The following is a 24183-nucleotide window of genomic DNA, read 5'->3' on the forward strand; positions in this document are numbered from 1 at the left end:
GCCACTGCCGGTGGGTCCGCCCCGGGCCCGGACGTCCCGGCGCGGTCCGGTCGTGACCGCCCGGTCGGGGCGCGGCCCTCTCGACGTCCTCGTCGTCTACGTCCCCGTCGGTGACACCGACGCCCTGCTCCGGGCGCTCTTCGCCGCCGGGGCCGGGACGGTCGGCGACTACCGCGAGTGCGCCTTCGTCACCCGCGGCACGGGGCAGTTCCGGCCCGTCGAGGGCGCGAACCCGACCATCGGCGTCGTCGGTGACCTCGAGAAGGTCGCCGAGAACCGCGTCGAGCTCGTCCTCGACCGGGCGCTGCGCGGCGCCGTCGTCGCCGCCCTCCGGGCCGCGCACCCCTACGAGGAGCCGGCCTTCCACGTCCTCGAGACCGCCGACCTCGACCCCGCCTGACATCGCGGGGCGACTCGGTATGCCGTCCGGGCCGGAGGTGCGCCGTGGCGCGGTTCTGGTCGCTGCCGGGGCCGGACCGGGGTCGGAACTGCCCCAGGGCGCGCTTCTCGTCAGGAGGTCTTGAAGCCGCCGTTGCTGAGGATCAGCTGGCCGTTGATCCAGCCGCCCTGCTCCGAGAGCAGGAAGCGCACGAGGTCGGCCGTGTCGCGCGGCGTGCCGAGCCGCCCGGCCGGGGTGTCGGCGGTGCCGAGCGCGCGGATCCGGTCGTCCATCCACCCCGTGTCGATCGGGCCGGGGTTGACGACATTGGCGCGCACCCCGCGGTCGGCCAGCTCGATCGCCGACGCGATGACGATGCGGTCGAGCGCGCCCTTGCTCGATCCGTAGGGCAGGTTGTGGGCCGTGTGGTCGCTCGTCAGGGCCACGACGTGCGCGGCCGCCGGCCCACCCGGCGCCTGCTCGGGCAGACGCTCGGCGAACGCCCGGATGAGCAGCCACGTGGCGCGGGCGTTGACGGCGTAGTGCCGCTCCCAGCTCTCGAGGGAGGTCGTGAGGATGCCGCTGTCGACCGACTCGCAGTGCGACATGACGAGCCCGGTCACCGGTCCGAGCCGGTCCGTCGCCGCGGCGACGAGGGCCTCGGGGACGGCCGGGTCGGACAGGTCGCCCGGCAGCAGCTCGACGCGGCTGCCCAGGGCGCGGCACTCGTCGGCCACCGCAGCGGGGTCGTCGGCGCCACGCTCGTAGCCGAGCCGCTCGTCGTAGGGCTGCCAGTGCCCGAGGGCGAGGTCCCAGCCGTCCGCGGCGAGTCCGAGAGCCAGCTCGGATCCGATGGAGCGGCGTCTGCCGACCCCGGTGACGAGGGCGACCCGGGAGCTCGTGGACGGGACGGTGGTGGTGAAGGACATGGCGCCATCCTCTGCAGCACGGACAACCCTCGACAACCGGTTTTGCCTCGTCCCAGCCCCGCCCGGGAGGGCCGCCCGTGCGGCGGACGGCAGCAGGCGGCATACGCCAGGGGTGCTGGTGGTGAGCGTCACGCCAGAGGCGTGCCGACTGAGCGGACGCTCGGTGAGAGGATGGACGGCAGTGCCGGAGCGACCTCCGGCAGTTCCATGAGCACCACCACCAGCAACGGAAGAGGACGTTCACCCATGAACATCGTCGTCTGTGTCAAGTACGTGCCGGACGCCCAGGCCGAGCGCACGTTCAACGCATCTGACAACACGACCGACCGCGAGAACGTCGACGGCCTGCTGTCGGAGCTCGACGAGTACGCGGTCGAGGAGGCCCTCAAGATCGTCGAGGCCGGCGAGGGTGAGGTCACCGTCCTGACGGTCGGCCCCGACGCCGCCGCCGACGCCATCAAGAAGGCCCTGCAGATGGGCGCCGACAAGGGTGTGCACGTCAACGACGCCGCCATCCACGGCTCCGACGCCATCGCGACCTCGCTCGTCCTCGCCGAGGCGATCAAGAAGATCGGCGACGTCGACCTCGTCGTCACCGGCATGGCCTCGACCGACGGCACGATGGGCGTCGTGCCCGCGATGCTCGCCGAGCGCCTCGGCCTGCCGGCCGTGACGTTCGCGTCCGAGCTGAGCGTCGAGGGCACCACCGCGACGATCCGCCGCGACGGCGACGCCTCGACCCAGACGATCACGGCCACGCTGCCGGCCCTCGTGTCGGTCACCGACCAGATCAACGAGCCGCGCTACCCGTCCTTCAAGGGCATCATGGCGGCGAAGAAGAAGCCGGTCGAGCAGTGGAGCCTCGCCGACCTCGGCGTGGACGCCGCGCAGGTCGGCCTCGACGCCGCGTGGACGAAGGTCGAGTCCTTCGCCGCCCGCCCGCCGCGCTCCCAGGGCGAGATCGTCGCCGACGAGGGCGACGGCGGCAGCAAGCTCGCCGCCTTCCTCACCGAGCGCAAGTTCGTCTGACCTGCCCCTGACCTTCCCAGCCAGCAAAGGAGATCCGCACCATGGCTGAAGTACTCGTGCTCGTCGACCACGTCGAGGGCAAGGTCCGCAAGACCACGTCCGAGCTGCTGACGATCGCCCGCCGCCTCGGCGAGCCCTCCGCCGTCTTCGTCGGCGCCGGCTTCGACGCCGCCAAGGAGACCCTCGCCCGCTTCGGCGCCGAGAAGATCTACCGCGTCGAGTCGCCCGAGGTGCTCGAGCACCTCGTCGTCCCCCAGGCCGAGCTGCTCGCCCAGCTCGTCTCCTCGACGTCCCCGGCCGCGGTCCTCGTGCCGTCCTCGCCGGAGGGCAAGGAGATCGCCGCCCGCCTCGCCGTCAAGACCGAGTCGGGCCTCATCACCGACGCCGTCGACGTCCAGGCGGCCGACGGTGGCGTCGCGACGACCCAGTCGGTCTTCGCCGGCTCCTACACGGTGTCGGCCACGGTCACGAAGGGCACGCCCATCGTCGCCGTCAAGCCCAACTCCGCCACCCCCGAGGAGGTCGCGGGTGCGGCCGCCGACGAGGTCGTCGACTTCACCCCGTCCGACGCCGCCAAGGGCGCGAAGATCACCGAGTCCAAGCCGAAGCAGGCCACCGGCCGCCCCGAGCTGACCGAGGCCGCCATCGTGGTCTCCGGTGGCCGTGGCACCGGCGGCGACTTCTCCAAGGTCGAGGACTTCGCCGACTCCCTCGGTGCCGCCGTGGGTGCCTCGCGCGCCGCGGTCGACGCCGGGTGGTACCCCCACACCTCGCAGGTCGGCCAGACCGGCAAGCAGGTGAGCCCGCAGCTCTACGTCGCGTGCGGCATCTCCGGTGCCATCCAGCACCGCGCCGGCATGCAGACGTCCAAGACGATCGTGGCCGTCAACAAGGACAACGAGGCCCCGATCTTCGAGCTCGTCGACTTCGGCGTCGTGGGGGACCTCTTCACCGTCCTCCCGCAGGCGACCGAGGCGATCGCGGCCGCCAAGGACTGACTCGCGCCCCAGTCACTCTCACCGTCGAAAGGCCACGAACCGGGTCCCGGTTCGTGGCCTTTCGACGGTCGGGGGCGGGAGTCAGGCTGCCTCGGAGTCGAGGTCGACCCGCGACGACAGCCGGGTCCAGCTCTCGAGCCGCTGCTGGTTGAAGGCGTATGCCGACCGCCCCGTCCCGAGGGTCCACCACGCCCCGCGCAGCGCCTCCGACGGCAGGCGCACCGGGCGGCCCTCGCCGTGACGCCACTCGAGCCGTCCGCTCGACGACACGCGCCGGACGTCGCGCCGGTCGATCGTCGTCGTCATGAGGGTGTTGTGCACGCGCAGGCGCTTCGTGCCGAGGTCGATGCGGGCCGACCACGCCCGCCAGCCGAGCGCGAGCGCGAGGGCCAGGCACACGGCATACGTCATCGTGGCGGGCAGCGACGGGACGAGCCGCACGAGCAGGCGGGCCACGAAGTAGCCGATGACCGGGCAGGCGAGCGCCGCGACGGCCCGGTGGGCGGCGGGCGCGCGCAGCCGGCTACCACCGGTGCCCTCGTGCCTGCCACCCATGGGGCCGATCATAGGCAGACCGGCCCCATCGGTGGGGTGGACGCGGGTGACGCGTGTGGTGCTGGTGGCGCCGGGTGCCGCCCGGCGTCAGGGACGGATCGCCGTGGCCGCCGCGACGACGTCGACGAGGCCGTGCCCCTTGTCGAACGAGGTGGTGCCGTTGCCGGCGGGGTCGATGACGTAGGCGGCTCCGTCGGTGTACTTCCAGGCCGTGGCCTTGATGGCGGCCTCGACCTGGGCGGGCGTGGCGGCCGGGTTGGCCTGGAAGAGCTGGGCGACGATGCCCGAGATGTGCGGCGTCGCCATCGAGGTGCCGCTGATCGTGTTGTAGTCCCCGTTGTCGCGCGGGTCGCCGCCCGTCGTGCAGATCGGCAGGTAGATGCGGCACGAGGAGGTGATGCCCTCACCCGGGGCCGAGATGTCGGGGTAGGTGGCGAGCTGTCCTGCGCGGCCGCGCGAGCTGAAGTCGCTGACCGTGCCGCTGCGGGTGCCGGTGTCCTGGTCGTTGTACGACGCGACGGAGATGATGCCGCCCGTCGGGTCCTGGCCGGGAGGGTTGGAGAGGTTGGCGGAGCCGTCTCCGCCGTCGTTGCCGTTGGCCCAGACCGAGACGACACCCTCGCTCACGAGGGCCCGCTGGAGCTTGACCGTCGCCGAGCTCGGGTCGAACTCGCCGCCGCCCGTCGGCCCGTACGAGTTGCTCGTGACCTTGATCGGCGGGCAGGTGCTGGCGGGGACGCCGGCACCGCAGGGGGCGGCGTGGTGCTCGAGGACCCAGTTGAGCGCCGAGTCGGCGCCGACGATGAGCAGCACGGCGCCGGTGCTCAGGCTGACGATGCTCGCGCCGGGGGCCGCTCCGTGCATCTTCGTGCCGTCGGACAGGGTGACGTCACGCCCGGCGACGATGCCGGAGACGTGCATGCCGTGGCCGCCCGCGGCCAGCAGGTCGGTGTCGAGGCTGCCGGCGTCGACGGGCTGGCAGGGGAGCAGCTCGAGCGGGTCGCACACCATCTTGAGGTTCTTCACGACGGCCGACGTGCCGTCGGCGTTCCGGAGGAACGGGTGCGTCGGGTCGACGCCGGAGTCGATGACCGCCACGCTGACGCCCGATCCGTCGAGGGCCTTGCCGTCGGCCCCGGTCAGCGTCGCGCGTGCCTCGGAGCCGCGGGTGGCGGTGTTGGAGGTCGACAGGAACATCTCGATGGGCTGGTTGCCCTCCACGTAGGTCACGCCGGGGACCGAGCGCACGGCGTCGATCTGCACGGGCAGGCCGGCGGCGACGACGACGCCGATCTTGTCGTAGGTGTCGCGGACCGTGAGCCCCGACGCGGTGGCGGCGCGGCGTGCGGTCCCGATGTCCGTTGCGTGGACGAGCACGGTCGTCGGTGTCACGGCCGACAGGCTCGACCAGTGCTGCGCGAGCCACGTCGACAGCGGGGCGCGAGCCTGGCCGGCACCCAGCAGGCCGGCAGCGGCTGCGGAAGGCGCCGACTGCGGGCCGGACGAGGCCGGCGCGGCGGCGGCCACGGTGGCCGAGGTCAGGGCGGTGGCTGCTGCCAGGGTCACCGCTCCGAGACGGAGGCGGCGTGAGGCGGTCAATCGCATGAGATCCCTCTCTGCTGGGCCACCCCACGTCAGCGGAGGGTGGCGACGTGACTGGCCAACGAGAGGGCGCGGTGTGAGGTTACGCACGGGTAGCCCGCGGGACGGCATACGCCATCGACCCCGCAGCGGGGGACGCCCGGCCCTGCGGCCGTCCGGCGGGTGCGTGGAGGCGTCCTAGAATCGGTGGGTGACTGCCTATCTCGACCACGCGGCGACCACGCCGATGCTCCCTGCCGCCCTCGCGGCGATGACGGAGCAGCTCGCGGTCGTGGGCAACGCCTCGTCCCTGCACCGCACGGGTCGCGCCGCCCGCCGCGCCGTCGAGGAGTCGCGCGAGAAGATCGCCCGCTGCCTCGGGGCCCGTCCCTCCGAGGTCGTCTTCACCTCCGGCGGCACGGAGTCGGACAACCTCGCCGTCAAGGGCACCTACTGGGCCCGCCGCGACCGCGACCCTGCGCGGGTGCGCCTCCTCGTCGGAGCCACCGAGCACCATGCCGTCCTCGACTGCGTCGACTTCCTCGTGGCCCACGAGGGCGCCAAGGTCACCTGGCTCGAGTGCACTCCCGAGGGGGTCGTCGAGCCCGCGACGGTGCGGACCGCCATCGAGTCCGACCCCGACTCCGTCGCCCTCGTCTCGGTGATGTGGGCCAACAACGAGGTCGGGGCCGTCCAGGACGTCCGGGCCATCGCCGACGTGGCGCACGAGTTCGGGGTGCCGTTCCACACCGACGCCGTGCAGGCCGCCGGACACCTGGCCGTCGACTTCGAGGCGAGCGGCGCCGACCTCATGTCGGTCACCGCCCACAAGCTCGGCGGCCCCATCGGCGTCGGTGCCCTCGTCGTGCGTCGGGACGCGAAGCTCGTCCCGCTGACCCACGGCGGCGGGCAGGAGCGCCAGGTGCGCTCCGGCACCCTCGACACCCCGGCCATCGTCGGCTTCGCCACCGCGCTCACCGAGGCCACGGCCTCGATCGAGGCCGAGTCGGCCCGGCTCGTCGCCCTGCGCGACGACCTCATCGAGCGCGCCATGGCGATCGCCCCCGACATCCGGCCGTCGGGGGTGTGGCGACGCGGCGACGGCAAAAGCAGGCTCCCCGGCAACGTGCACCTGCTCGTGCCCGGGTGCGACGGTGACTCCCTGCTCTACCTGCTCGACGCGGCCGGGGTGTCGTGCTCGACGGGGTCGGCCTGCCAGGCCGGAGTGCCACAGCCGAGCCACGTGCTGCTCGCCATGGGAGTCGCCGAGAGCGACGCCCGGGGCGCCCTGCGTCTGACGCTGGGGCACACCTCGACCCAGGCCGACGTCGACACCTTCGTCGACGCGCTGCCCGCCGCCATCGAGCGCGCCCGCCGTGCACGGGAGGCGACCGCGTCGTGAGGGTCGTGGCGGCGATGAGCGGTGGCGTCGACTCGGCGGTCGCCGCCGCCCGCATGCTCGACGCCGGGCACGAGGTCGTCGGCGTGCACCTCGCCCTGAGCCAGAGCGCCGCGACGCTGCGCGAGTCGGCGCGGGGCTGCTGCACCATCGAGGACGCCGGTGACGCCCGGCGGGTGGCCGACGTGCTCGGGATCCCCTTCTACGTGTGGGACATGGCGGCCCGCTTCAAGCGCGACGTCGTCGACGACTTCCGCGCCGAGTACGCCGCCGGCCGCACCCCCAACCCGTGCCTGCGCTGCAACGAGAAGATCAAGTTCGCCGCCCTGCTCGACAAGGCGCTCGCCCTCGGTTTCGACGCCGTGGCCACCGGCCACTACGCCCAGGTCGTCGAGGCCGACGACGGGCACGGGGGAGTGCGGCGCGAGCTGCACCGCGCCGTCGACGCGGCGAAGGACCAGAGCTACGTCCTCGGCGTCCTCGACGCCGAACAGCTGGCCCGGTCGTTCTTCCCGCTCGGGGACACGACGAAGCCGCACATCCGCGAGGAGGCGGCCGAGCGCGGCTTCTTCATCGCCAAGAAGCCCGACAGCCACGACATCTGCTTCATCGCCGACGGCGACACCCGAGGCTGGCTGACGCGCGAGCTCGGCGAGGCCCCCGGAGACATCGTCGACACGTCCGGTGAGGTCGTCGGGCACCACGCTGGAGCCTTCGCCTACACGGTCGGGCAGCGGCGTGGGCTCGGGCTCTCGCGTCCCGCCGCCGACGGCGAGCCGCGCTACGTCGTCGAGGTGCGTCCCGAGACCAACCAGGTGGTCGTCGGCGCCGCCGACCTGCTGGGCGTCAACGCGATCACCGGCGACCACGCCCGGTGGTGCGGCCCGGCGCCCGAGGGCGTCGTGCACGTCGGTGCGCAGGTGCGCGCGCACGGCGAGGAGTACGCGGCGACGGCCTGGGCCGACGGTGACCGCGTCGAGGTGCGGCTCGAGGGCCGGGTGCGGGGTGTGGCGCCGGGACAGTCGGTCGTGCTCTACGAGGGGACGCGCGTCGTCGGCTCGGCCACCATCGCCGCGTCCCGGCTCGAGCGTGCCTCCGTCGACTGACCCGAGCGAGTCCCCACGATGTCGATCGAGAGTGTCGCCGCGTCGACGGTGACCACCGATGTGCTCGTCGAGGCGTGGAACGCCGCGTATGCCGGATACCTCGTCGACGTGTCCCGTGACGCCACGGGACTGCGGGCGCACGTCGAGGCAGGGTCGATCGACCTCCTCCGGTCCGTCGTCCTGCTCGACGGCGGTCGACCGGTCGCCCTCTCGCTCTTGGGTGCTCGTCCTCCGGGCGCCGCCGAGGACGAGCCGGGGGAGCGTGGCTGGATCGGTGGCTTCGGTGTCGCCGCGACCCACCGCGGGCAGGGTGTCGCCGGCCGGCTCATCGACGAGCAGCTCGACGTCGCGCGGCGGTCCGGCGTGCGGTCCGTGGGCCTCGAGGTGCTGACGCAGAACTGGGCGAGGCGCGTCTACGAGCGCGCCGGCTTCACGGTGCGCCGCCGGCTGCTCGTGCTCTCGGGCCGGCTGGAGGCGACACCGACACCGACCCGGCCCGGCGATCCGGGTTGGGCTCGCACGTCTCGCGCCACGGACGACGAGGCGTGTGTCCGCGGGATGGCCGCGGTCACGGGCGGCTTGCGGGCACCGTGGGGCCGGGAACCGGCTCACCTGGTCCTCGATCCGGCGCTCGTCGTCCTGTCGACCGGGACGGGGAGCGGGACGGCGCCGCGGGCGCGCGACGAGGCGGACGGCATACTCCTGCTGCGACCGTCACCGGGGTGCGTCGCGGTGCTGGCCGCGGCCGCCCGCGACGACACGGCTGCACGTCGGCTGGCCGCGGCCCTGGCGCGGGAGTACGCCGGGGCGACGTGCCGGCTCGTCAACGAGCCCGAGGGCTCACCGCTCGTGGCCGCGCTCGAAGCGGTGGGCCTGGGAGAGGATCTCGCGCAGCACGAGATGCGGGTGGAGCTCAGTCCAGCGAACGGGTCCACGTGACGGTGCGGGCACGCGGGCGGAAGCCCATCGCACGGTACAGGCGCTTCGGACCCGGATAGCCGTCGTCACCGCGCGGGCTCACCTGTGCGACGACGCCGCCCACCTCGGCCAGCCGGTGCAGGGCGGCGAGCGTGACGGCGCGGGCGAGCCCGCGTCCGCGGTGCTCGGGCGCGCACCCGACCGGCTCGACGAGACCCGCACCCTGGGCCGGGTCGAGCCACACGAGCGCCGAGGCCACCATGGTGCCGTCGGCGTCGACGGCGACCCAGTCGAGGTCGTGGCGGTAGGGCCACGCGGCCATGACCTGCTCGTAGGCCCGCTCGTCGACCTTCGAGGGCCCGAAGTCGGACCACGAGGCAGCGTGGACCGCCGCGCGCGAGCGGGCCTCGTGCGGCTCGACGTGGCGGAAGCGGTAGCCCGGCACGGTCGGTGCCGGAGGGAGGTCGACGAGGTCGAGCAGGTGGTGCGTGAAGAAGGGCTCGTCCGGCTGCGGCTCGAATCCTGCTGCGGCGAGGGCCTGTTCGGCCACATCCCCCTCCATGACGAGTGCCGACTGCGTCTCGGCGTCGCTCACCTCCTCGAACCAGTCGATGACCTCCGCGGCGACGTCGGGCCGCGTGGGGTCGACCTGGAGCTCGAGCCAGTCCGGACCCTCGGCCCAGCCGAAGCCGACCACCTCGCCGCCGTCGGTCCAGAGGGCGATGGCCTCGCCGTCGTCCAGACCCATGGGGTCGACCGGCCGGTAGTAGCGGCTCCACGCCAGCTGACCGGGATGGAAGCGGCTCGACGGCGACCACAGCCGAGAGGCGAGGTGCTGCATCGCCCGCAGGTCAGCGGGTCCGGAGAAGTCGCGGCGCTGCACCCGCGCCACGGTACTGCCTCGACCGACGTTCCCGCCGGGGGCGCCTCGGCGCCGACCGACCTGTTGGGCCGGCAGAGCTGTGGTCGAGCCGTGGCCGAGCCGTGACCACATCGGTGTCGCGATGCGACCGCGGGCGGCGGGGTGGCCCGCACACTGTGTCGATGGGACGTGCACAGGGGAGGGTCGCGGCACTCGTCGCGTGTGTCGGCGTGGTGGTCGCCTCGTCCGGGTGCGGGAGTCCCGCCGACCCGGCGCTCGCGGCACCGACCGACGTCGCGGGCCAGGCCTCCTGCCTCCGGCTCGACGCCCACCTCACGCCGCGGTGGCAGGGTGGCTCCACGATGAGTGCCGAGGCGGCCGCCGTCGGTGAGGAGCTGCACGCCATCGCGGCGGCCCACCCTGACGAGGCGACCGGGACCGCGGTGTGCTCCGACGGGTCGGGCTCCGAGATCCACCTGTCCCCGGCCCGGGGCGACGCGCGCACGCAGGCCGAGGCCCTGGCGCTCCGACATCCCGGCCTCGTCCACGTCGCCGAGGTGCCGCACTCCCTCACCGAGCAGCTGGTCGCCATGGATGCGCTCGCCCACCTGCAGTCCACCGAGCCGCGCCTGCACGGTTGGGGTCCCCGTGAGTTCACCGGCGGCCTGCTGCTCATGGTCACGCCGACCCGGAGCACGGCCGAGGACATCTCGCTGCAGCGTGGCGACGACGTCGCCCAGGTGCGCGCGAAGGTCGCCGCCGCAGTGGGAGCCGACTACCCGTTGGTCTTCGAGCCTGCCGGGAGCAACGCGGTCGACCAGTAGGGCGAGGAGTGCGACCCGTCGCGCCGAGGGCCCCCGGCCCGTCGTGCCGAGGGCCCCGGCCCGCGCCGCCACCCGTCCGCCTAGGCTGGCGCGGTGACTCTCGCTACCGGCATCGGCTCCTGGCCCGGCACCTCGGTGCGCGACGCGGTGCGGCAGGTGCGCGAGATCCTCGACGGCCACGTGCCCTACCTGCCCGAGCTGCCGGCACGAGGCCCGGGCGCCGACATGGTCGGGCGCACGGCGGGCCTGCTCGTCGAGCTGCCCGTCGATCTCCAGCCCATCGGCTGGCGCCTCGTCGACCGCCCGGGACGTGACGCGTCGCGCACGGCGGCGATGCTCCGCGAGGACCTCGACGAGCTCGCCGAGGCCTTCGACGGGCACACCGGGCCGCTCAAGCTCCAGGTCGTCGGACCGTGGACCCTCGCCGCCAACGTGTGGCTCTCGCGCGGCGAGCGCGTCATCGTCGACGAGGGCGCCAGCCGTGACCTCGTCGAGTCGCTCGCGGAGGGCGTACGCCTCCACGTGGCCGCCGTGCGCAGCCTCGTCCCCGGTGCGCAGGTCGTTCTCCAGGTGGACGAGCCCAGCCTGCCCACCGTGCTCGCCGGCCGGCTGCCGACCTCGTCGGGATTCGGCCGTCTGCCGAGCCTCGACCCCCAGGTGGCCGCGGCCGGTCTGACGACGGTGCTCCGGGCACACGACGGCGAGACGGTCGTGCACTGCTGTGCGGCGAACCCGCCGCTGCCCCTGCTGCGCGCCACCCGTCCGAGCGCGCTGTCGCTCGACACCTCCCTGCTGCGCCCCCGCGAGTGGGAGGGGGTCGCGGTCGCGGTGGAGGACGGCATACGCCTCCATGCCGGCGTCGTGCCCACCGACGGGAGCCGGACGCGACCGCAGGACCTGGCTGCCGACGTCGTCGAGGCCTGGACACGGACCGGCCTGCCGCTCCGTGCGCTCGCGGACGTCGTCGTGACGCCGGCCTGCGGCCTGGCCACGGTCTCACCCGATGTCGCGAGGGCCGTGCAGCAGGCGGCCGTGGAGACCGCCCGCGAGCTCGAGGAGCGCAGCGCCGGCTGAGCGGCTCCCGAGCACGCCAGAGGCCGGCCACCCCGAAGGGTGACCGGCCTCGCGAGTCTCAGTGAGTCTTCGTGGATCAGGTCAGAGCGCGGAGCCCGACGTCCACTTGGCCCAGCTGAGGTTCCAGTCGGCGTAGCCGTTGCCCATCGTCATCGGACGGCTGGTGCCCGTCGTCTCGACGACGTCGCCGATCTGCATCTGGCTGTAGAGCCACTTGCCGTTGGCGTCGCTCATGCCGGTGCACCCGTGGCTGACGTTGCGGTGGCCCTGGTCGGCCACCGACCACGGAGCGGTGTGCAGGAACTCGCCGGAGTTCGTGACGCGCATGGCGTACTTGACCGGCGTGTCCTCGTAGTAGCCCGTGTCGCCCTTCTTGAGGCCGATGGTCTCGGCGCGCATCGTGATGTTGGTCTGCTTGTCCATGATGACCTTGACGCCCGAGCGGGTGATGAAGCCGGGCTGGCCACCGGTAACCGGGATGCGCCGGGCCCACTTGCCGTTGATGAAGACGTCCATCTGGTGGGTCTTGAGGTTGACCTTGGCGACGACGGCGCGGCCGACGGTGAAGTCGGAGGTCCGGCTCATCTGGCCGTAGCGGTTGCCGCCGGCGGGCACGCCGTTGAGGTCGGCCTCGACGTGCACCTTGGTGCCGGCCTTCCAGTACGTCTGGGGACGCCAGTGCGCCTCGCGCGAGCTCAGCCAGTACCAGGACCCGGCCTGGGCCGGGGTCGAGGTCACCTTCATGTGCTTCTCGAAGGCGGCCTTGTCGACGACTGGCAGGTCGAAGCGGACGACGACCGGCATGCCGATGCCGACGGTGCCGCCGTCACGCGGGGAGACGGCGACGTAGATCTGGTCGTCGAGCGTGAGGTTCGCGGTGCGGAAGGTCTGTGTCGACTCGGTCGTCTTGCCGTCGGCGTCCTCAGCCTCGAGGTCGAGGGTGTACTTGACGCCGGGCTCGAGCAGGTCGCCCGCGGTCCACGTGCCGCCCTCGAGGGTGCCGTCGACCGGGACGCGGTTGCCCTTCTTGCTCTTGTACGAGAGCGAGGCCTTCTTGAGGGTCCCCTTCTCGGCCGAGGCGGTCACCCGCGTGTCGACCGAGACGTCCTCGGAGTCGTCGTCCGGGTTCGTCTTGAAGACCACCGGGTCGGTGGTCGGCGTGGGAGCCGGCGACGACGTCTCGTCGGACGGGGCCGACGAGGAGCTCGCGGGCTTGCCGTTGTCGGCCGTGGCGGTTGCATTGCAGGCCGTGACGCCGAGCATGGCCAGGACGGCCATCCCCGAGACTGCGGCGGAACGGATGCTCAACTTCACGCGTGAATACCCTTCGCAGACGTGACGCCGGGCGGCCCAGGGCGGGACGGGGTGCGGCACGTCGATAGTGACCCTGCTCCAGTGTCACCGATTCGGGTCAATACTCCAAAACGTACGGCGAGTCCAAACCTCGCGTGTCGCAGCGGCGCACGGCGGCGTCAGGAGACGTTCTGGGGGCGCACCTCGCGACGCAGGATCTTGCCCGTCGGCCCCTTCGGCAGCTCGTCGAGCGACCAGATGCGGCGGGGGTACTTGTAGGCCGCCAGGCGCTCCTTGACGTAGGTCTGCACGTCCTCGAGGGTCGTCGTCGTGCCGGGACGCAGCACGACGGCGGCACCGACCTCCTCGCCCATGAGGTCGTCGGGCACGCCCACGACCGCGGCCTCGAGCACGTCCGGGTGGGTGTAGAGCACCTCCTCCACCTCGCGCGGGTAGACGTTCATGCCGCCGCGGATGATCATGTCCTTCTTGCGGTCGACGATCGTGTAGTAGCCCTCGTCGTCGACGGTGGCGAGGTCGCCGGAGCGGAACCACCCGTCGGGGATGGCCTCCTTCGTGGCCTCGGGCCGGTTCCAGTAGCCCTTCATGATGTTCTCGCCGCGGATCGCGATCTCGCCGATCTCGCCGGCGGGGGTGTCGTTGCCCTCGAGGTCGACGAGCTTCATCTCGCAGCCCGGGATGGCCCGGCCGATCGTGCCCGGCTTCGTCGGCTTGTCGGGCATGTTGAACGAGGCGACGGGCGAGGTCTCGGACAGGCCGTAGCCCTCGAGGATCTGACAGTGGAACTTCTCCTCGAAGGCCTTCATGACGGCCTCGGGCATCGCCGAGCCGCCCGAGGCGCACGTGCGCAGGCTGCTCGTGTCGGCCTGGTCGGCGTTCGGGTGGTTGAGGATCGCGGCATACATCGTCGGGACGCCCTGGAAGATCGTCACGTGGTCGCGCCCGAGGACCTCGATGGCCTTGGCCGGGTCGAAGCGGGGGATGAGCGTCAGGGTGCACCCGCGCTGGACCGAGGTGTTGAGGCCGCACGTGAGGCCGAAGACGTGGAAGAGGGGCAGGCAGCCCATGATCACGTCGTCCTCGGTGATCTGCATGATGTCGGTGGCGGAGCGCTCGGCGTTGCGGTGGAGGTTGAAGTGCGTCAGCTCGGCGCCCTTGGGCTTGCCGGTGGTCCCGCTCGTGTAGAGGATCACCGCGGTGTCGTCGTCGGCGCGCTCGACCGGCTCGAGCACCGGCGCGCCGGCCGTCTCGGACGCGTCGAACTGCCCCTCGGCCGGACCCATCGGGCCGCACACGACGAGGCGGGTCCCGGTCTCGGCGGCCGCCTTGCCGGCCTCGTCGGCGAAGTCGGGCCACACGAAGCTGAAGCGGGCGCCGCTGTCCTCGTAGAAGTACTGGATCTCGCCGGACTTGAGCAGCGGGTTCATCGGCACGACGACGCCGCCGGCGAGCAGCGTGCCGTAGAAGGCGACCGGGTATGCCGGCACGTTGGGGAGGATGAGCGACACCCGGTCGCCGGGCTCGAGTCCCGCCGCGCGCAGCTGCCCGGCGACGGCCGCGGCCGCACGGTGCAGCGCCGACCACGACAGCTCGATCTGGTCGAGCTTGATGCCCACCTTGTCGGGGACGCGGGCCGCGGTGGCGGTGAGGTTGGCGGCGAGGTTGGTCATCTCTGCTCCTTCGCAGGGGGCGGGCGCTCGGGCTCGCGCCCATTGTTACTGCTGGGTCGCCCCGTGAACAGTCCCGCTGCCACGTGAGGAGTGTCATCGGTCGGTGACCGTCGGAGCAGGCTGGCAGGATGAGCGCGTGAGCGAGAGCACCGGCCCCACGCCCGTCACCGACGACGTCCCGACCGAGGTCCACCAGGAGTGGGCCGAGCTCGCCGAGCAGGCCGCCGCGGCCCAGTTCGCCTACCACGTCAAGGACGCGCCGACCATCAGTGACGGCGAGTACGACGCCCTGATCCGGCGGCTCAACGCCATCGAGGACGAGCACCCGTCGCTGCGCACGCCCGAGAGCCCGACGCAGAACGTCGGCGGCGCGTCGTTCGCGACCGGCTTCGAGACGGTCGACCACGTCGAGCGGATGCTCAGCCTCGACAACGCCTTCTCCTTCGAGGAGCTGCAGACGTGGGCCGAGCGCGTCGAGCGCGAGGTCGGTGACGGCGCCCACTTCCTCACCGAGCTGAAGATCGACGGCCTGGCCATCAACCTGCTCTACGAGAAGGGGCGCCTCGTGCGTGCCCTGACCCGCGGTGACGGCCGCACCGGCGAGGACGTCACCAACAACGTGCGCACCATCGAGGGCATCCCCGAGCGTCTGGCGGGCGACGACGTGCCCGACCTCGTCGAGATCCGCGGCGAGGTGTTCTTCCCGACGGCGGCGTTCGCCGACCTCAACGCGGGCCTCGTCGAGGCGGGCAAGGCGCCGTTCGCCAACCCACGCAACGCCGCCGCGGGCTCCCTGCGCCAGAAGGACCCCAAGGTCACGGCCACCCGCCCGCTGCGCATGCTCGTGCACGGCATCGGCGCGCGCCGCGGCTTCGACATCGAGCGCCAGAGCGAGGGGTATGCCGCCCTCCGCGCCTGGGGGCTGCCGACGTCCGACGAGGTGCGCGTCCTGCCCGACATCGCCGCGGTTCAGGAGTTCGTGACCTACCACGGGGAGCACCGGCACGACCGCTCGCACGAGATCGACGGGATCGTCGTCAAGGTCGACGAGGTGCCCCTGCAGCGCCAGCTCGGGGCCACGTCGCGGGCGCCGCGCTGGGCCATCGCCTTCAAGTACCCGCCCGAGGAGGTCAACACCAGGCTCCTCGACATCCGCGTCAACGTCGGGCGCACCGGCCGGGTGACCCCGTACGGCGTCATGGAGCCCGTCGTCGTCGCCGGGTCCACGGTCGAGAACGCGACGCTCCACAACGCGTACGAGGTCGAGCGCAAGGGCGTGCTCATCGGCGACACCGTCGTGCTGCGCAAGGCGGGCGACGTCATCCCCGAGATCGTCGGTCCCGTCGTCGACCTGCGCGACGGCACCGAGCGCGCCTTCGTCATGCCGACCGAGTGCCCCGCCTGCGGCACGCCGCTCGCCCCCGAGAAGGAGGGCGACAAGGACATCCGCTGCCCCAACACCCGGTCGTGCCCGAGCCAGCTGCGCGAGCGGGTCTTCGCCCTCGCCGCCCGTGGCGGGCTCGACATCGAGGCGCTCGGCTGGGAGGGCTCCATCTCGCTGCTCGAGTCGGGGATCATCACCGACGAGGGCGACCTCTTCGCCCCGCCCGACGGCAGCCCCCACGCGGGGGAGTACGGCATCACCCGCGAGAGGCTCGCACGGGTCCCGCTGTACACGCGGGCCGCGAAGAAGAGCGACCCCGACGAGAGCGTCGTCGACGGGCGCGTGCTCTCAGCCGGTGGCGACAAGCTGCTCGCCGAGCTCGAGAAGGCCAAGAGCCAGCCGCTCTGGCGGGTCGTCGTGGCGCTCTCGATCCGGCACGTCGGACCCACCGCGGCGCGCGCGCTGGCCGCGCACTTCGGCTCGATGGACGCGATCCGCGCCGCGTCGACCGAGGAGCTCGCGCAGGCCGAGGGGGTCGGCGGCGTCATCGCCGAGGCCGTCACGGCCTGGTTCGAGGTCGACTGGCACCAGGAGATCGTGCGCAAGTGGGCCGACGCCGGGGTGCGGATGGCCGACGAGGTCGACGAGTCCGTCGAGCGGACGCTCGACGGCAAGACCGTCGTCGTCACCGGCTCGCTCGAGGGCTTCTCCCGCGACGAGACGAAGGAGGCCATCATCAGCCGCGGTGGCAAGGCCTCCGGCTCGGTCTCGAAGAAGACCGACTTCGTCGTCATCGGCGCCAACGCCGGGTCCAAGGCGGCCAAGGCCGAGGAGCTCGGCCTGACGATCCTCGACGAGGACGGATTCCGCCGGCTCCTCGAGACGGGCTCGCCCGAGTGACCGTGCCCGTCGAGGGCACGTGCGACGGGGCGATCCGGTAGTCCCGGCGCGGCGGTCGGTCTGGCACGACCGGACCACGCGCTCATGTGTCGCGAGCCCACAGAACCGTGTCAGGTGTGTGGGTCCCCACCGTCCTTTCGGCGAGCCGCCCTCCTAGGCTTTGGCGAAGTTTCCCAGACTTACTGGAGTCCACGCCCGCCGGTCACGCCCGACCGGCACGGTCGGACACCTCGCTCATACGAGCGCGACGCACGAGGAGGTGCAGGTCTTGACGGGTACCCCGTTGCTCGAGACCAGGGCCCTGACCAAGGAGTTCCGCGGTTTCCGGGCCGTCTCGGAGGTCGACCTGACCGTCACCCGCGGGACGGTCCACGCCCTCGTCGGACCCAACGGAGCGGGCAAGACCACGCTCTTCAACCTGCTCACCGGCCTCCTGTCCCCGACGTCCGGCACCGTGCTCTTCGACGGCCAGGACATCACCGGCCGGGCCCCCGAGCAGATCGCGCCGCTCGGCATCGCACGCTCCTTCCAGATCACGAGCCTCTTCGAGGCGATGACCCTGCGCGAGCACCTCGAGCTCGCGCTCGCCAGCCCGACCGGCATGGGCAAGCAGTGGTGGCGCTCGGTCACCCGCATGGCCACCTTCAAGGACCGCGCCATGGAGCTGCTCGACCAGGTCGGGCTCGCCGACCGCGCGGGAGCCCCGGCCTCGTCTCTGGCCTACGGCCAGAAGCGCGCGCTCGAGCTGGCGATCGCCATGGCCCTCGACCCCAAGCTGCTGCTCCTCGACGAGCCGACCGCCGGCATGGGCATCGAGGACGTCGACCGCACCATCGCCCTCGTCAAGCAGCTCGCCGAAGGCCGCACCGTCGTCTTCGTCGACCACAACATGCACGTCGTCGGATCGCTCGCCGACCGCGTCACCGTGCTCCAGTCGGGGCAGGTGCTCGCGGAGGGACCCTACGAGCAGGTGCGCGCCGACGAGCGGGTCATCACGGCATACCTCGGAGCAGCCCATGAGTGACGACACCACCGGCGCGACGACCACGGAGCACACGGCCCCCGACGGCGCGGTGACCCCGGTGACCCCGGTGACCCCGAGAACCCCGAGGACCCCGGGGTCCTCCGCGGCCGGACCCGCCGAGCGCGGCGCGGCACGCATGCTCGAGGTGGCCGGGCTCTCCGCCTGGTACGGCGAGGCCCGTGTCCTCACCGACGTCGGCATCGACGTGGCCCCCGGCGAGGTCGTGACCCTCGTGGGGCGCAACGGCGCCGGCAAGACCACCCTGCTGCGCTCGGTCATGGGTCTGCACCGGCAGATCGAGGGCACGATCACGCTCGACGGGGTCGACCTCGCCAAGCGGTCGGCCGACGCCCGCGCCCGGGCCGGGGTCGGCTGGGTGCCCGACGACCGCGGCATCTACGCGAGCCTCACCGTCGCCGAGAACCTCCTGCTGCCGCCGGTCGTCCACGCGGACGCGTGGCCCCTCGAGCGGGTCTACGAGTTCTTCCCCGTGCTCCACGAGCGCCGTGACTTCCCCGGCACCAAGCTGTCCGGCGGCGAGCAGCAGATGCTCGCCATGGCCCGCGTGCTGCGGATGGGCTCGCGGCTCCTGCTGCTCGACGAGCCGAGCGAGGGGCTGGCCCCGGTCATCGTCCAGCGCATCGGCGAGATCATCCGCGAGATCAAGGGCCAGGGCGTCGGCGTCCTCCTCGTCGAGCAGAACGTCACGTTCGCCTCGACGGTCGCGGACCGGCACTACCTGCTCGCACAGGGCAAGGTCGTCGAGCACCTCGGCAACGACGACTTCAGGGCCCGCGAGCGAGAGCTGCTCACCTACCTCGGGATGTAGCCCCAGCCACGGCCCGGCCACAGCACGCGCCGGGCGCACCACGCCACCATCACGACGCCCTCGCGTCATCCCGTCACACCGCCCCACCCCGTCACACACCCGTCACATCTCGTCACAACCCCAGGAGGGGACATGCGTAGCAGGACAGTCCAGGGCACCGTCGCCATCGCGGCGACCGCGTCGCTCGCTCTCGCCGCGTGCGGAGGGGCCGGCGGCCCCCAGTCCGGCGGCTCGAGCAAGCTCACCGACGACAAGGTCGTCATCGGCCTGCTCAACGACCAGTCGGGGGTCTACAAGGACCTGTCCGGTCCGAACAGCAAGGTCGCCATCGAGATGGCGATCGAGGACTACAAGGCCAAGTACGGCGAGAAGGCCGTCGCCAAGGACATCGAGGTCGTCACGGCCGACCACCAGAACAAGGCCGACATCGCCAACTCCAAGGCTCAGGAGATGTACGACCGCCAGAAGGCCGACATCATCCTCGACGTGCCGAACTCGGCTGCGGCGCTCGCCGTCGCCACGCAGGCCAAGAACAAGAAGAAGCTCTACATCAACATCGGCGCGGGCACGACGGCGCTGACCGGAGCGAGCTGCAACAAGTACACGTTCCACTGGGCGTACAACACCGGCGTCCTGGCGCGCGGCACGGCCGGCACGATCACCAAGGCCGGCGGCAAGAAGTGGAACATCGTCTACCCCGACTACGCCTTCGGCCAGGACATGAACAAGTCCTTCACCAAGGAGATCACCGCCGCGGGCGGCACCGTCGGCCAGTCGATCGCCTCGCCCTTCCCGAGCGACAACTTCGCCACCTTCATCACCAAGGCCGGCGAGGGCGACCCGGACGTCATCGGCTCGATGCACGCCGGCGGCGACCTCATCAACTTCGTCAAGCAGTTCAACCAGAGCTCGCTCAAGGGCAAGGTCCAGCTCGCGGTCGGCCTGATGTTCATCACCGACATCCACTCGCTCGGTGTCGACCAGTTCGCCGGCACGCAGTTCACGGACGCCTGGTACTGGAACTTCGACGCCGAGAACAAGAAGTGGGCCGACCGCTTCAAGGAGAAGACGAACACCCGTCCGTCCTTCGCCCACGCCGCGAACTACTCGGCCGCGATGAACTACCTCGAGGCCGTCCAGGAGGCCGGCACCGACGACGCCGACGCCATCGTCGGCAAGCTCGAGGGCAAGAAGATCGACGACGTCTTCCTGCGCAACGGCGAGGTCCGCAGGGCCGACCACGCCGTCATCCACGACGTCTACCTCGCCAAGGTCAAGTCCTCCGCCCCGGAGGAGTGGGACTACGAGGACATCGAGAAGACGATCCCGGCCGCCGAGGCGTACGGCGAGGCCAACGCCGCCTGCTCGATGAGCTGATCCACAGGGGAGTATGCCGTCCGGTGGCGTCCACGAGGACGCGCCGGACGGCATACGGCACAGCGCGACTGCCGAGGCAGCCGCACCCAGCCCGATCGACCGCGACCCGAGCGAGAGACATGAGCGAATTCATCCAGTACACCCTCCAGGGGCTCGCCGCCGGCGGCTTCTACGCCCTGTCCGCGCTGGGCCTCGCCGTCATCTTCGGCGTCCTCGGGGTCGTCAACTTCTCCCACGGCGCCTGCTACATGCTCGGCGCCGTCCTCTCAGCCGTGCTGCTCGCCGAGCTCAACGTCGGCTTCTGGGCGGCGCTCGTCATCGTGCCGATCCTCATGTTCGGCTTCGGCGTGCTCATGGAGCGACTGCTCGTGCGCTGGCTGCTCGAGCTCGACCCGCTCTACAACTTCCTGCTCACGTTCGGCCTGACCCTGGTGATCGTCGAGGCGGTCAAGCAGCGCTACGGCGTCTCGGGGCTTCCCTACCAGGTGCCGGCCGGACTCGGCGGCCAGGTCTCGGTCGGGTCGGTGAACCTCTCGGTCTATGCGATCTTCGCCTGTCTCTTCTCCGTCGTCGTGTGCGTCGCCGTCGGTCTGCTCCTGACGAAGACGCGGATCGGCATGATCGTGCGCGCCGCGACCGAGGCTCCCGACCGCACCCGGGCCCTCGGCATCAACGTCGGCCTCTGGGTCACGCCCGTCTTCGGCTTCGGGATCGCGCTCGCGGGTCTCGCCGGTGTGCTCGCCGCACCGACCCGCGCCATCACCGCCGAGATGGGGAGCAACTTCATCATCATCCTCTTCGCCGTCGTCGTCATCGGCGGACTCGGATCCATCCTCGGGGCGGTGGTCGCGGGCTTCCTCGTCGGACTCGTCGAGGCCTACGGCATCGCCTACGCCCCCACGTACGCCCAGATCGTCATCTTCGTGCTGATGGCGCTCGTCGTTCTCGTCCGGCCCTCGGGGCTCTTCGGACGGGAGGAGGTCGCATGAGCGAGCAGATGACCGCCAAGGTCGACGTCGACCTGGCCCAGCCCTCGATCCTGTCGCGGCGCAACCCGCTGCGCTACGTCATGCTCCTGGCCGGCCTCGCCGTGCTCGTGATGCTGCCGTACTGGATCTACCCGCCCGTCGCGATGGACATCCTGTGCTGGGGCCTCTTCGCGATCAGCGTCGACCTGCTCCTCGGCTTCACGGGCCTGCTCAGCTTCGGCCACGCCGCGTTCTGGGGCGGCTCGGCCTACTGCACGGGCCTCATCGCGACGCACTGGGGCGTGCCGTTCCCGGTCGCGGTCATCGGCGGTGCGGTCTTCGCGATGCTCATCGCGTGGCCGATCGGCTACCTCTCGGTCCGACGCACCGGCATCTACTTCGCGATGGTCACCCTGGCCTTCGCCCAGATGCTCTACTTCATCGCCAACCAGGCCCGTGACCTCACGGGCGGCGAGAACGGCCTGCAGGGCATCCCGAGGAACTTCTTCGGCATCGAGGCCGTCGAGACCGACCCGTTCTACTTCTACTACGTGGGCGCGGCGATGATCCTCGTCGGGATCCTGCTCGCCTGGCGGGTCGTCAACTCACCCTTCGGCCGGGTCCTGACGGCGGTGCGCGACAACCCCGCCCGCGCCCGTGCCCTCGGCTACGACGTCGAGCGCTACAAGATCACCGCGTTCATCATCTCGGCCGGGCTGGCCGGCCTCGCCGGCGGCGTCTTCGCGGTGAGCCACCAGTTCGCGTCGCTCCAGGAGCTGATGTGGACGACGTCGGGCAAGGTCGTGCTCATCACGGTCCTCGGTGGCATCGGCACGCTGTGGGGTGGCCTCGTCGGCGCCGGCGTCGTCGTGACGCTCGAGGACTACCTCGCGAGCTCGGGCTTCGAGGGCATCGGCCTCATCACGGGCACGATCTTCGTCGTCATCGTCCTGCTCTTCCGGCACGGCATCTGGGGGACCGCGCGCAACGTCCTGCGTCGCTACGTCCTCGAGCGGCGCGGCAGACGACGCGACTGAGCGTCAGTCCTCCAGCAGTCCCCGAAGGACGCGCCGGACCATGTCGCGGAAGACGTCGTCGGGCTCGCCGGCTGCCTCGGGCCGCAGGGCCGCGAGGTGTGGGAGGTGTCCCTCGCTGACGAGACGGGCGACGTATGCCGCCTGGCCCCGAGCGCGCGCCGGGTCCTGGTCGCCGTGGCGGGACCGGGCGTACGCCGTCGTGAGGGCGTTGAGCGTCGCGTAGGCGACGAGCTTGCGGCCGTCCGGGGACGGATGCTGGTCGAGCACGGTGAGCACATGCTCGGTCAGCGCGAGTCCGTGCGGGCCGACGACGGGTGTGGCTGTCACGTCGCCGAGCCAGTGGTGGCGCCGGTGGATGGCGAGGCCCTGCACGGCGATGTCGATGAGGTCGGTGAGCCAGTCTCCCGAGGGCGGGTCGAGGCGGTACTCGGCCGCGACGTGGTCGACCATGAGGTCGAGCAGCTCGTCGCGGCCCGTGACGTGACGGTAGAGCGCGCCCCCACCGGTGCCGAGCTCCGCGGCGACGGCGCGCATTGTCACCGCGGTCAGGCCGTGCGCGTCCCCGACCCGCACGGCGGCCGACGTCAGCGCCTCACGGGTCAGCCTGGCCGGTCGTCCCACGGGGGAGTGGTCGGGCCGCATCCAGATGACGTCGTCGCCGGCCGGGCGACTCTGGGGCGCCGTCGCGTCGATGGCGGCTTCCGACGGCGTCACGAGCCCATCCGCCGCAGCCAGTCCCTCAGTGGCGCGGGGCCGTCCTCGTGCGTGAGCGCGTTGCTGACCCTCGACGCGCCACCACGCAGACTCGCCGACGTTGCCGCCTCGGTCATGCGCGATGCCAGGGCGTCGGCAGTCACGCGCTTCATCGGGACCGGCTCGGTGCCCGCCGACAGGGCCACGAGGCGGCGCGCCCAGAAAGGCTGGTCGGTGTGCATGGGCAGCGTCACCGAGGGCACGCCGGCACGCAGGGCGGCCGCCGTGACACCCGCGCCGCCCTGGTGCACGACCGCGGCCGCCCGCGGGAACAGCCAGGCATGGGGCACGTCGCCGGTGTGGAGCACGTGGTCCGCTCCCACCTCGTCCGCCAGCCGCATGGCGACGGGCTCGAGGGCGTCGCCCTGGAGCAGGACGCGCAGGCCCGTCAGGCGCACGGCCCCGGCGACGGCCTCGGCGACGGCGCCTCCCGGAGGGAGGCTGCCGAGAGTGACGACGACGGGCGGTGGTCCCGATGCCAGCGCCCCGTCCAGCGCCTGATCCGGTGCCCAGTCGGCCGTGGTGGCGGGCGGCCACCAGAACCCGTCGAGGCTGAGCCGATCCGGCCAGTCGCTCGGGCGCGGCAGGACGACGCGGCTGATGCCGTGGTGCACCGGAAGCCCTGCCGTGCGCCGGCGCCGCTGGGCGTGAGCGCGGCTCTCCGGGGGCATGCCGAGCTCGGAGCGCACCCTGGCGCAGGCGGGGTCGTAGGGCGTCCGCACCCGCTCGGCGACCCGTCCTGCCCAGCGGTTCGCGGGGCCCAGGTCGCGCCAGCTGGCGATCATCGGCGGATAGGCCGCGCTCGGCTCGGCCGGTTGGAGGAGCGCGGCTGCGGAGGGCACCCCGAGGTGCTCGGCGATGTCGTGCCCGTACGGCGAGATGGCGTTCGTCAGCACCACGTCGGATCCGGGCGAGGCTGCCAGCGCGGCTGTGGCGGCGGCGTCCATGTAGGCCCGCAGCACCGTGAGGTAGGCGGTCACGCCTGACCCGCGGCGACTCTCGGCGCCGTCGGCTGACGGAGCGACGGGCGGCGACATCGGCGCGTCGAAGCCGACGTGGGCGCACCCTGCTTCCCGGACGAGCGGGGCGTACTCCGTGCCCGCGACGACGGTCACCTCATGGCCGTCGGCGATGAACGACCGGGCGAGTCCGGCCACCGGAGCGACGTCGCCGCGGGTGCCGGGGGCGAGCATGAGGACCTTCACGACGACTCCTTTGCGAACAGTGTTAGCAAACGGAGCGTAGCGCACCCCGGCCGCAGACCGGCGCGGTC

The 24183-nt window shown here is 72.0% G+C and carries 22 protein-coding genes; 14 read left to right on the forward strand and 8 right to left on the reverse strand.

Features of this window, described 5'->3' with window-relative positions; all coding sequences use genetic code 11:
* Nucleotides 1–52: 52 nt before the first annotated feature.
* Nucleotides 53–400: a hypothetical protein gene (locus ACSQ2D_RS06940; RefSeq protein ID WP_435985237.1), complete on the forward strand. Its 348-nt coding sequence runs from the start codon at nucleotides 53–55 to the stop codon at nucleotides 398–400.
* 110 nt (nucleotides 401–510) lie between these two features.
* Here ACSQ2D_RS06940 and ACSQ2D_RS06945 read toward each other — a convergent pair whose 3' ends face one another.
* On the reverse strand, nucleotides 511–1308 hold the full coding sequence (locus ACSQ2D_RS06945) for an SDR family oxidoreductase (RefSeq protein ID WP_435985238.1): 798 nt from the start codon (nucleotides 1306–1308) through the stop codon (nucleotides 511–513).
* A gap of 246 nt (nucleotides 1309–1554) precedes the next feature.
* On the opposite strand from ACSQ2D_RS06945, the gene ACSQ2D_RS06950 reads away from it, so the two are divergent.
* Nucleotides 1555–2337, forward strand: a complete 783-nt coding sequence (locus tag ACSQ2D_RS06950; RefSeq protein ID WP_435985239.1) for an electron transfer flavoprotein subunit beta/FixA family protein — start codon at nucleotides 1555–1557, stop codon at nucleotides 2335–2337.
* A 41-nt stretch (nucleotides 2338–2378) separates the two neighbouring features.
* The gene (locus ACSQ2D_RS06955) at nucleotides 2379–3335 is read left to right on the forward strand and encodes an electron transfer flavoprotein subunit alpha/FixB family protein (RefSeq protein WP_435985240.1); all 957 of its coding nucleotides are present in this window, start codon (nucleotides 2379–2381) and stop codon (nucleotides 3333–3335) included.
* A gap of 81 nt (nucleotides 3336–3416) precedes the next feature.
* Here the strand turns inward: ACSQ2D_RS06955 and ACSQ2D_RS06960 are convergent, their stop codons facing one another.
* Together ACSQ2D_RS06960 and ACSQ2D_RS06965 are read right to left on the reverse strand one after the other, a co-directional pair.
* Complete coding sequence (locus tag ACSQ2D_RS06960) at nucleotides 3417–3890, reverse strand: hypothetical protein (RefSeq protein WP_435985241.1); 474 nt, start codon at nucleotides 3888–3890, stop codon at nucleotides 3417–3419.
* Nucleotides 3891–3977: 87 nt separating this feature from the next.
* The gene (locus ACSQ2D_RS06965) at nucleotides 3978–5495 is read right to left on the reverse strand and encodes a S8 family serine peptidase (RefSeq protein ID WP_435985242.1); all 1518 of its coding nucleotides are present in this window, start codon (nucleotides 5493–5495) and stop codon (nucleotides 3978–3980) included.
* Between the two features lie 187 nt (nucleotides 5496–5682).
* On the opposite strand from ACSQ2D_RS06965, the gene ACSQ2D_RS06970 reads away from it, so the two are divergent.
* From ACSQ2D_RS06970 to ACSQ2D_RS06980, 3 genes are read left to right on the forward strand one after another with little or no spacing between them, the layout of a single operon-like run.
* Nucleotides 5683–6873, forward strand: a complete 1191-nt coding sequence (locus ACSQ2D_RS06970; protein WP_435985243.1) for a cysteine desulfurase family protein — start codon at nucleotides 5683–5685, stop codon at nucleotides 6871–6873.
* On the forward strand, nucleotides 6870–7976 hold the full coding sequence (gene mnmA / locus ACSQ2D_RS06975) for a tRNA 2-thiouridine(34) synthase MnmA (protein WP_435985244.1): 1107 nt from the start codon (nucleotides 6870–6872) through the stop codon (nucleotides 7974–7976). Before ACSQ2D_RS06970 ends, mnmA begins: the two co-directional genes overlap by 4 nt.
* 18 nt (nucleotides 7977–7994) lie before the next feature.
* Complete coding sequence (locus ACSQ2D_RS06980; protein ID WP_435985245.1) at nucleotides 7995–8915, forward strand: GNAT family N-acetyltransferase; 921 nt, start codon at nucleotides 7995–7997, stop codon at nucleotides 8913–8915.
* Here ACSQ2D_RS06980 and ACSQ2D_RS06985 read toward each other — a convergent pair.
* Nucleotides 8890–9777: a GNAT family N-acetyltransferase gene (locus tag ACSQ2D_RS06985; protein ID WP_435985246.1), complete on the reverse strand. Its 888-nt coding sequence runs from the start codon at nucleotides 9775–9777 to the stop codon at nucleotides 8890–8892. The two genes, ACSQ2D_RS06980 and ACSQ2D_RS06985, sit on opposite strands and share 26 nt — an antisense overlap.
* 161 nt (nucleotides 9778–9938) lie before the next feature.
* On the opposite strand from ACSQ2D_RS06985, the gene ACSQ2D_RS06990 reads away from it, so the two are divergent.
* On the forward strand, nucleotides 9939–10580 hold the full coding sequence (locus tag ACSQ2D_RS06990; protein ID WP_435985247.1) for a hypothetical protein: 642 nt from the start codon (nucleotides 9939–9941) through the stop codon (nucleotides 10578–10580).
* Nucleotides 10581–10673: 93 nt separating this feature from the next.
* Nucleotides 10674–11654, forward strand: a complete 981-nt coding sequence (locus tag ACSQ2D_RS06995) for a methionine synthase (RefSeq protein WP_435985248.1) — start codon at nucleotides 10674–10676, stop codon at nucleotides 11652–11654.
* Between the two features lie 81 nt (nucleotides 11655–11735).
* On the opposite strand, the gene ACSQ2D_RS07000 is transcribed toward ACSQ2D_RS06995, so the two are convergent.
* Together ACSQ2D_RS07000 and ACSQ2D_RS07005 are read right to left on the reverse strand one after the other, a co-directional pair.
* Nucleotides 11736–12968 carry an Ig-like domain-containing protein gene (locus ACSQ2D_RS07000; protein WP_435985249.1) on the reverse strand — a complete coding sequence of 411 codons (1233 nt, stop codon included), beginning with the start codon at nucleotides 12966–12968 and terminating at the stop codon, nucleotides 11736–11738.
* Nucleotides 12969–13126: 158 nt separating this feature from the next.
* Nucleotides 13127–14638, reverse strand: coding sequence for a long-chain-fatty-acid--CoA ligase (locus tag ACSQ2D_RS07005; RefSeq protein WP_435985250.1), 1512 nt, complete (start codon nucleotides 14636–14638; stop codon nucleotides 13127–13129).
* 136 nt (nucleotides 14639–14774) lie between these two features.
* Here ACSQ2D_RS07005 and ligA point away from each other — a divergent pair, with 136 nt between their 5' ends.
* The 6 genes from ligA (at nucleotide 14775) to ACSQ2D_RS07035 (ending at nucleotide 22157) form a co-directional block, all read left to right on the forward strand.
* Nucleotides 14775–16922, forward strand: coding sequence for an NAD-dependent DNA ligase LigA (ligA, locus tag ACSQ2D_RS07010; protein ID WP_435985251.1), 2148 nt, complete (start codon nucleotides 14775–14777; stop codon nucleotides 16920–16922).
* Nucleotides 16923–17181: 259 nt separating this feature from the next.
* Nucleotides 17182–17946, forward strand: coding sequence for an ABC transporter ATP-binding protein (locus ACSQ2D_RS07015; protein WP_435985252.1), 765 nt, complete (start codon nucleotides 17182–17184; stop codon nucleotides 17944–17946).
* Nucleotides 17939–18775: an ABC transporter ATP-binding protein gene (locus ACSQ2D_RS07020; protein WP_435985253.1), complete on the forward strand. Its 837-nt coding sequence runs from the start codon at nucleotides 17939–17941 to the stop codon at nucleotides 18773–18775. The genes ACSQ2D_RS07015 and ACSQ2D_RS07020 overlap by 8 nt, the downstream gene beginning before the upstream one ends.
* 132 nt (nucleotides 18776–18907) lie before the next feature.
* Nucleotides 18908–20152, forward strand: coding sequence for an ABC transporter substrate-binding protein (locus ACSQ2D_RS07025; RefSeq protein ID WP_435985254.1), 1245 nt, complete (start codon nucleotides 18908–18910; stop codon nucleotides 20150–20152).
* A 119-nt stretch (nucleotides 20153–20271) separates the two neighbouring features.
* Nucleotides 20272–21141 (forward strand): branched-chain amino acid ABC transporter permease, encoded by an 870-nt coding sequence (locus ACSQ2D_RS07030; RefSeq protein ID WP_256792560.1) that lies wholly within the window; start codon nucleotides 20272–20274, stop codon nucleotides 21139–21141.
* Nucleotides 21138–22157 (forward strand): branched-chain amino acid ABC transporter permease, encoded by a 1020-nt coding sequence (locus tag ACSQ2D_RS07035; RefSeq protein ID WP_435985255.1) that lies wholly within the window; start codon nucleotides 21138–21140, stop codon nucleotides 22155–22157. Before ACSQ2D_RS07030 ends, ACSQ2D_RS07035 begins: the two co-directional genes overlap by 4 nt.
* A 3-nt stretch (nucleotides 22158–22160) precedes the next feature.
* Here the strand turns inward: ACSQ2D_RS07035 and ACSQ2D_RS07040 are convergent, their stop codons facing one another.
* Together ACSQ2D_RS07040 and ACSQ2D_RS07045 are read right to left on the reverse strand one after the other, a co-directional pair.
* Nucleotides 22161–22871 (reverse strand): TetR/AcrR family transcriptional regulator, encoded by a 711-nt coding sequence (locus ACSQ2D_RS07040; RefSeq protein WP_435985256.1) that lies wholly within the window; start codon nucleotides 22869–22871, stop codon nucleotides 22161–22163.
* Nucleotides 22868–24115 carry a glycosyltransferase gene (locus tag ACSQ2D_RS07045; protein WP_435985257.1) on the reverse strand — a complete coding sequence of 416 codons (1248 nt, stop codon included), beginning with the start codon at nucleotides 24113–24115 and terminating at the stop codon, nucleotides 22868–22870. The genes ACSQ2D_RS07040 and ACSQ2D_RS07045 overlap by 4 nt, the downstream gene beginning before the upstream one ends.
* Nucleotides 24116–24183: the final 68 nt, after the last annotated feature.

Source organism: Terrabacter sp. LjRoot27, assembly GCF_964254175.1.
In the GTDB taxonomy this organism is placed as follows: Bacteria; Actinomycetota; Actinomycetes; order Actinomycetales; family Dermatophilaceae; genus Terrabacter.

Excerpts from the sequence above, each read along its gene's own strand:
- ACSQ2D_RS06945 (WP_435985238.1), bottom strand. The coding sequence starts at position 1,308 with ATGTCCTTCACCACCACCGTCCCGTCCACGAGCTCCCGGGTCGCCCTC.
- ACSQ2D_RS06950 (WP_435985239.1), top strand. The coding sequence starts at position 1,555 with ATGAACATCGTCGTCTGTGTCAAGTACGTGCCGGACGCCCAGGCCGAG.
- ACSQ2D_RS06955 (WP_435985240.1), top strand. The coding sequence starts at position 2,379 with ATGGCTGAAGTACTCGTGCTCGTCGACCACGTCGAGGGCAAGGTCCGC.
- ACSQ2D_RS06960 (WP_435985241.1), bottom strand. The coding sequence starts at position 3,890 with ATGGGTGGCAGGCACGAGGGCACCGGTGGTAGCCGGCTGCGCGCGCCC.
- ACSQ2D_RS06965 (WP_435985242.1), bottom strand. The coding sequence starts at position 5,495 with ATGCGATTGACCGCCTCACGCCGCCTCCGTCTCGGAGCGGTGACCCTG.
- ACSQ2D_RS06980 (WP_435985245.1), top strand. The coding sequence starts at position 7,995 with ATGTCGATCGAGAGTGTCGCCGCGTCGACGGTGACCACCGATGTGCTC.
- ACSQ2D_RS06990 (WP_435985247.1), top strand. The coding sequence starts at position 9,939 with ATGGGACGTGCACAGGGGAGGGTCGCGGCACTCGTCGCGTGTGTCGGC.
- ACSQ2D_RS07005 (WP_435985250.1), bottom strand. The coding sequence starts at position 14,638 with ATGACCAACCTCGCCGCCAACCTCACCGCCACCGCGGCCCGCGTCCCC.
- ACSQ2D_RS07020 (WP_435985253.1), top strand. The coding sequence starts at position 17,939 with ATGAGTGACGACACCACCGGCGCGACGACCACGGAGCACACGGCCCCC.
- ACSQ2D_RS07025 (WP_435985254.1), top strand. The coding sequence starts at position 18,908 with ATGCGTAGCAGGACAGTCCAGGGCACCGTCGCCATCGCGGCGACCGCG.
- ACSQ2D_RS07030 (WP_256792560.1), top strand. The coding sequence starts at position 20,272 with ATGAGCGAATTCATCCAGTACACCCTCCAGGGGCTCGCCGCCGGCGGC.
- ACSQ2D_RS07035 (WP_435985255.1), top strand. The coding sequence starts at position 21,138 with ATGAGCGAGCAGATGACCGCCAAGGTCGACGTCGACCTGGCCCAGCCC.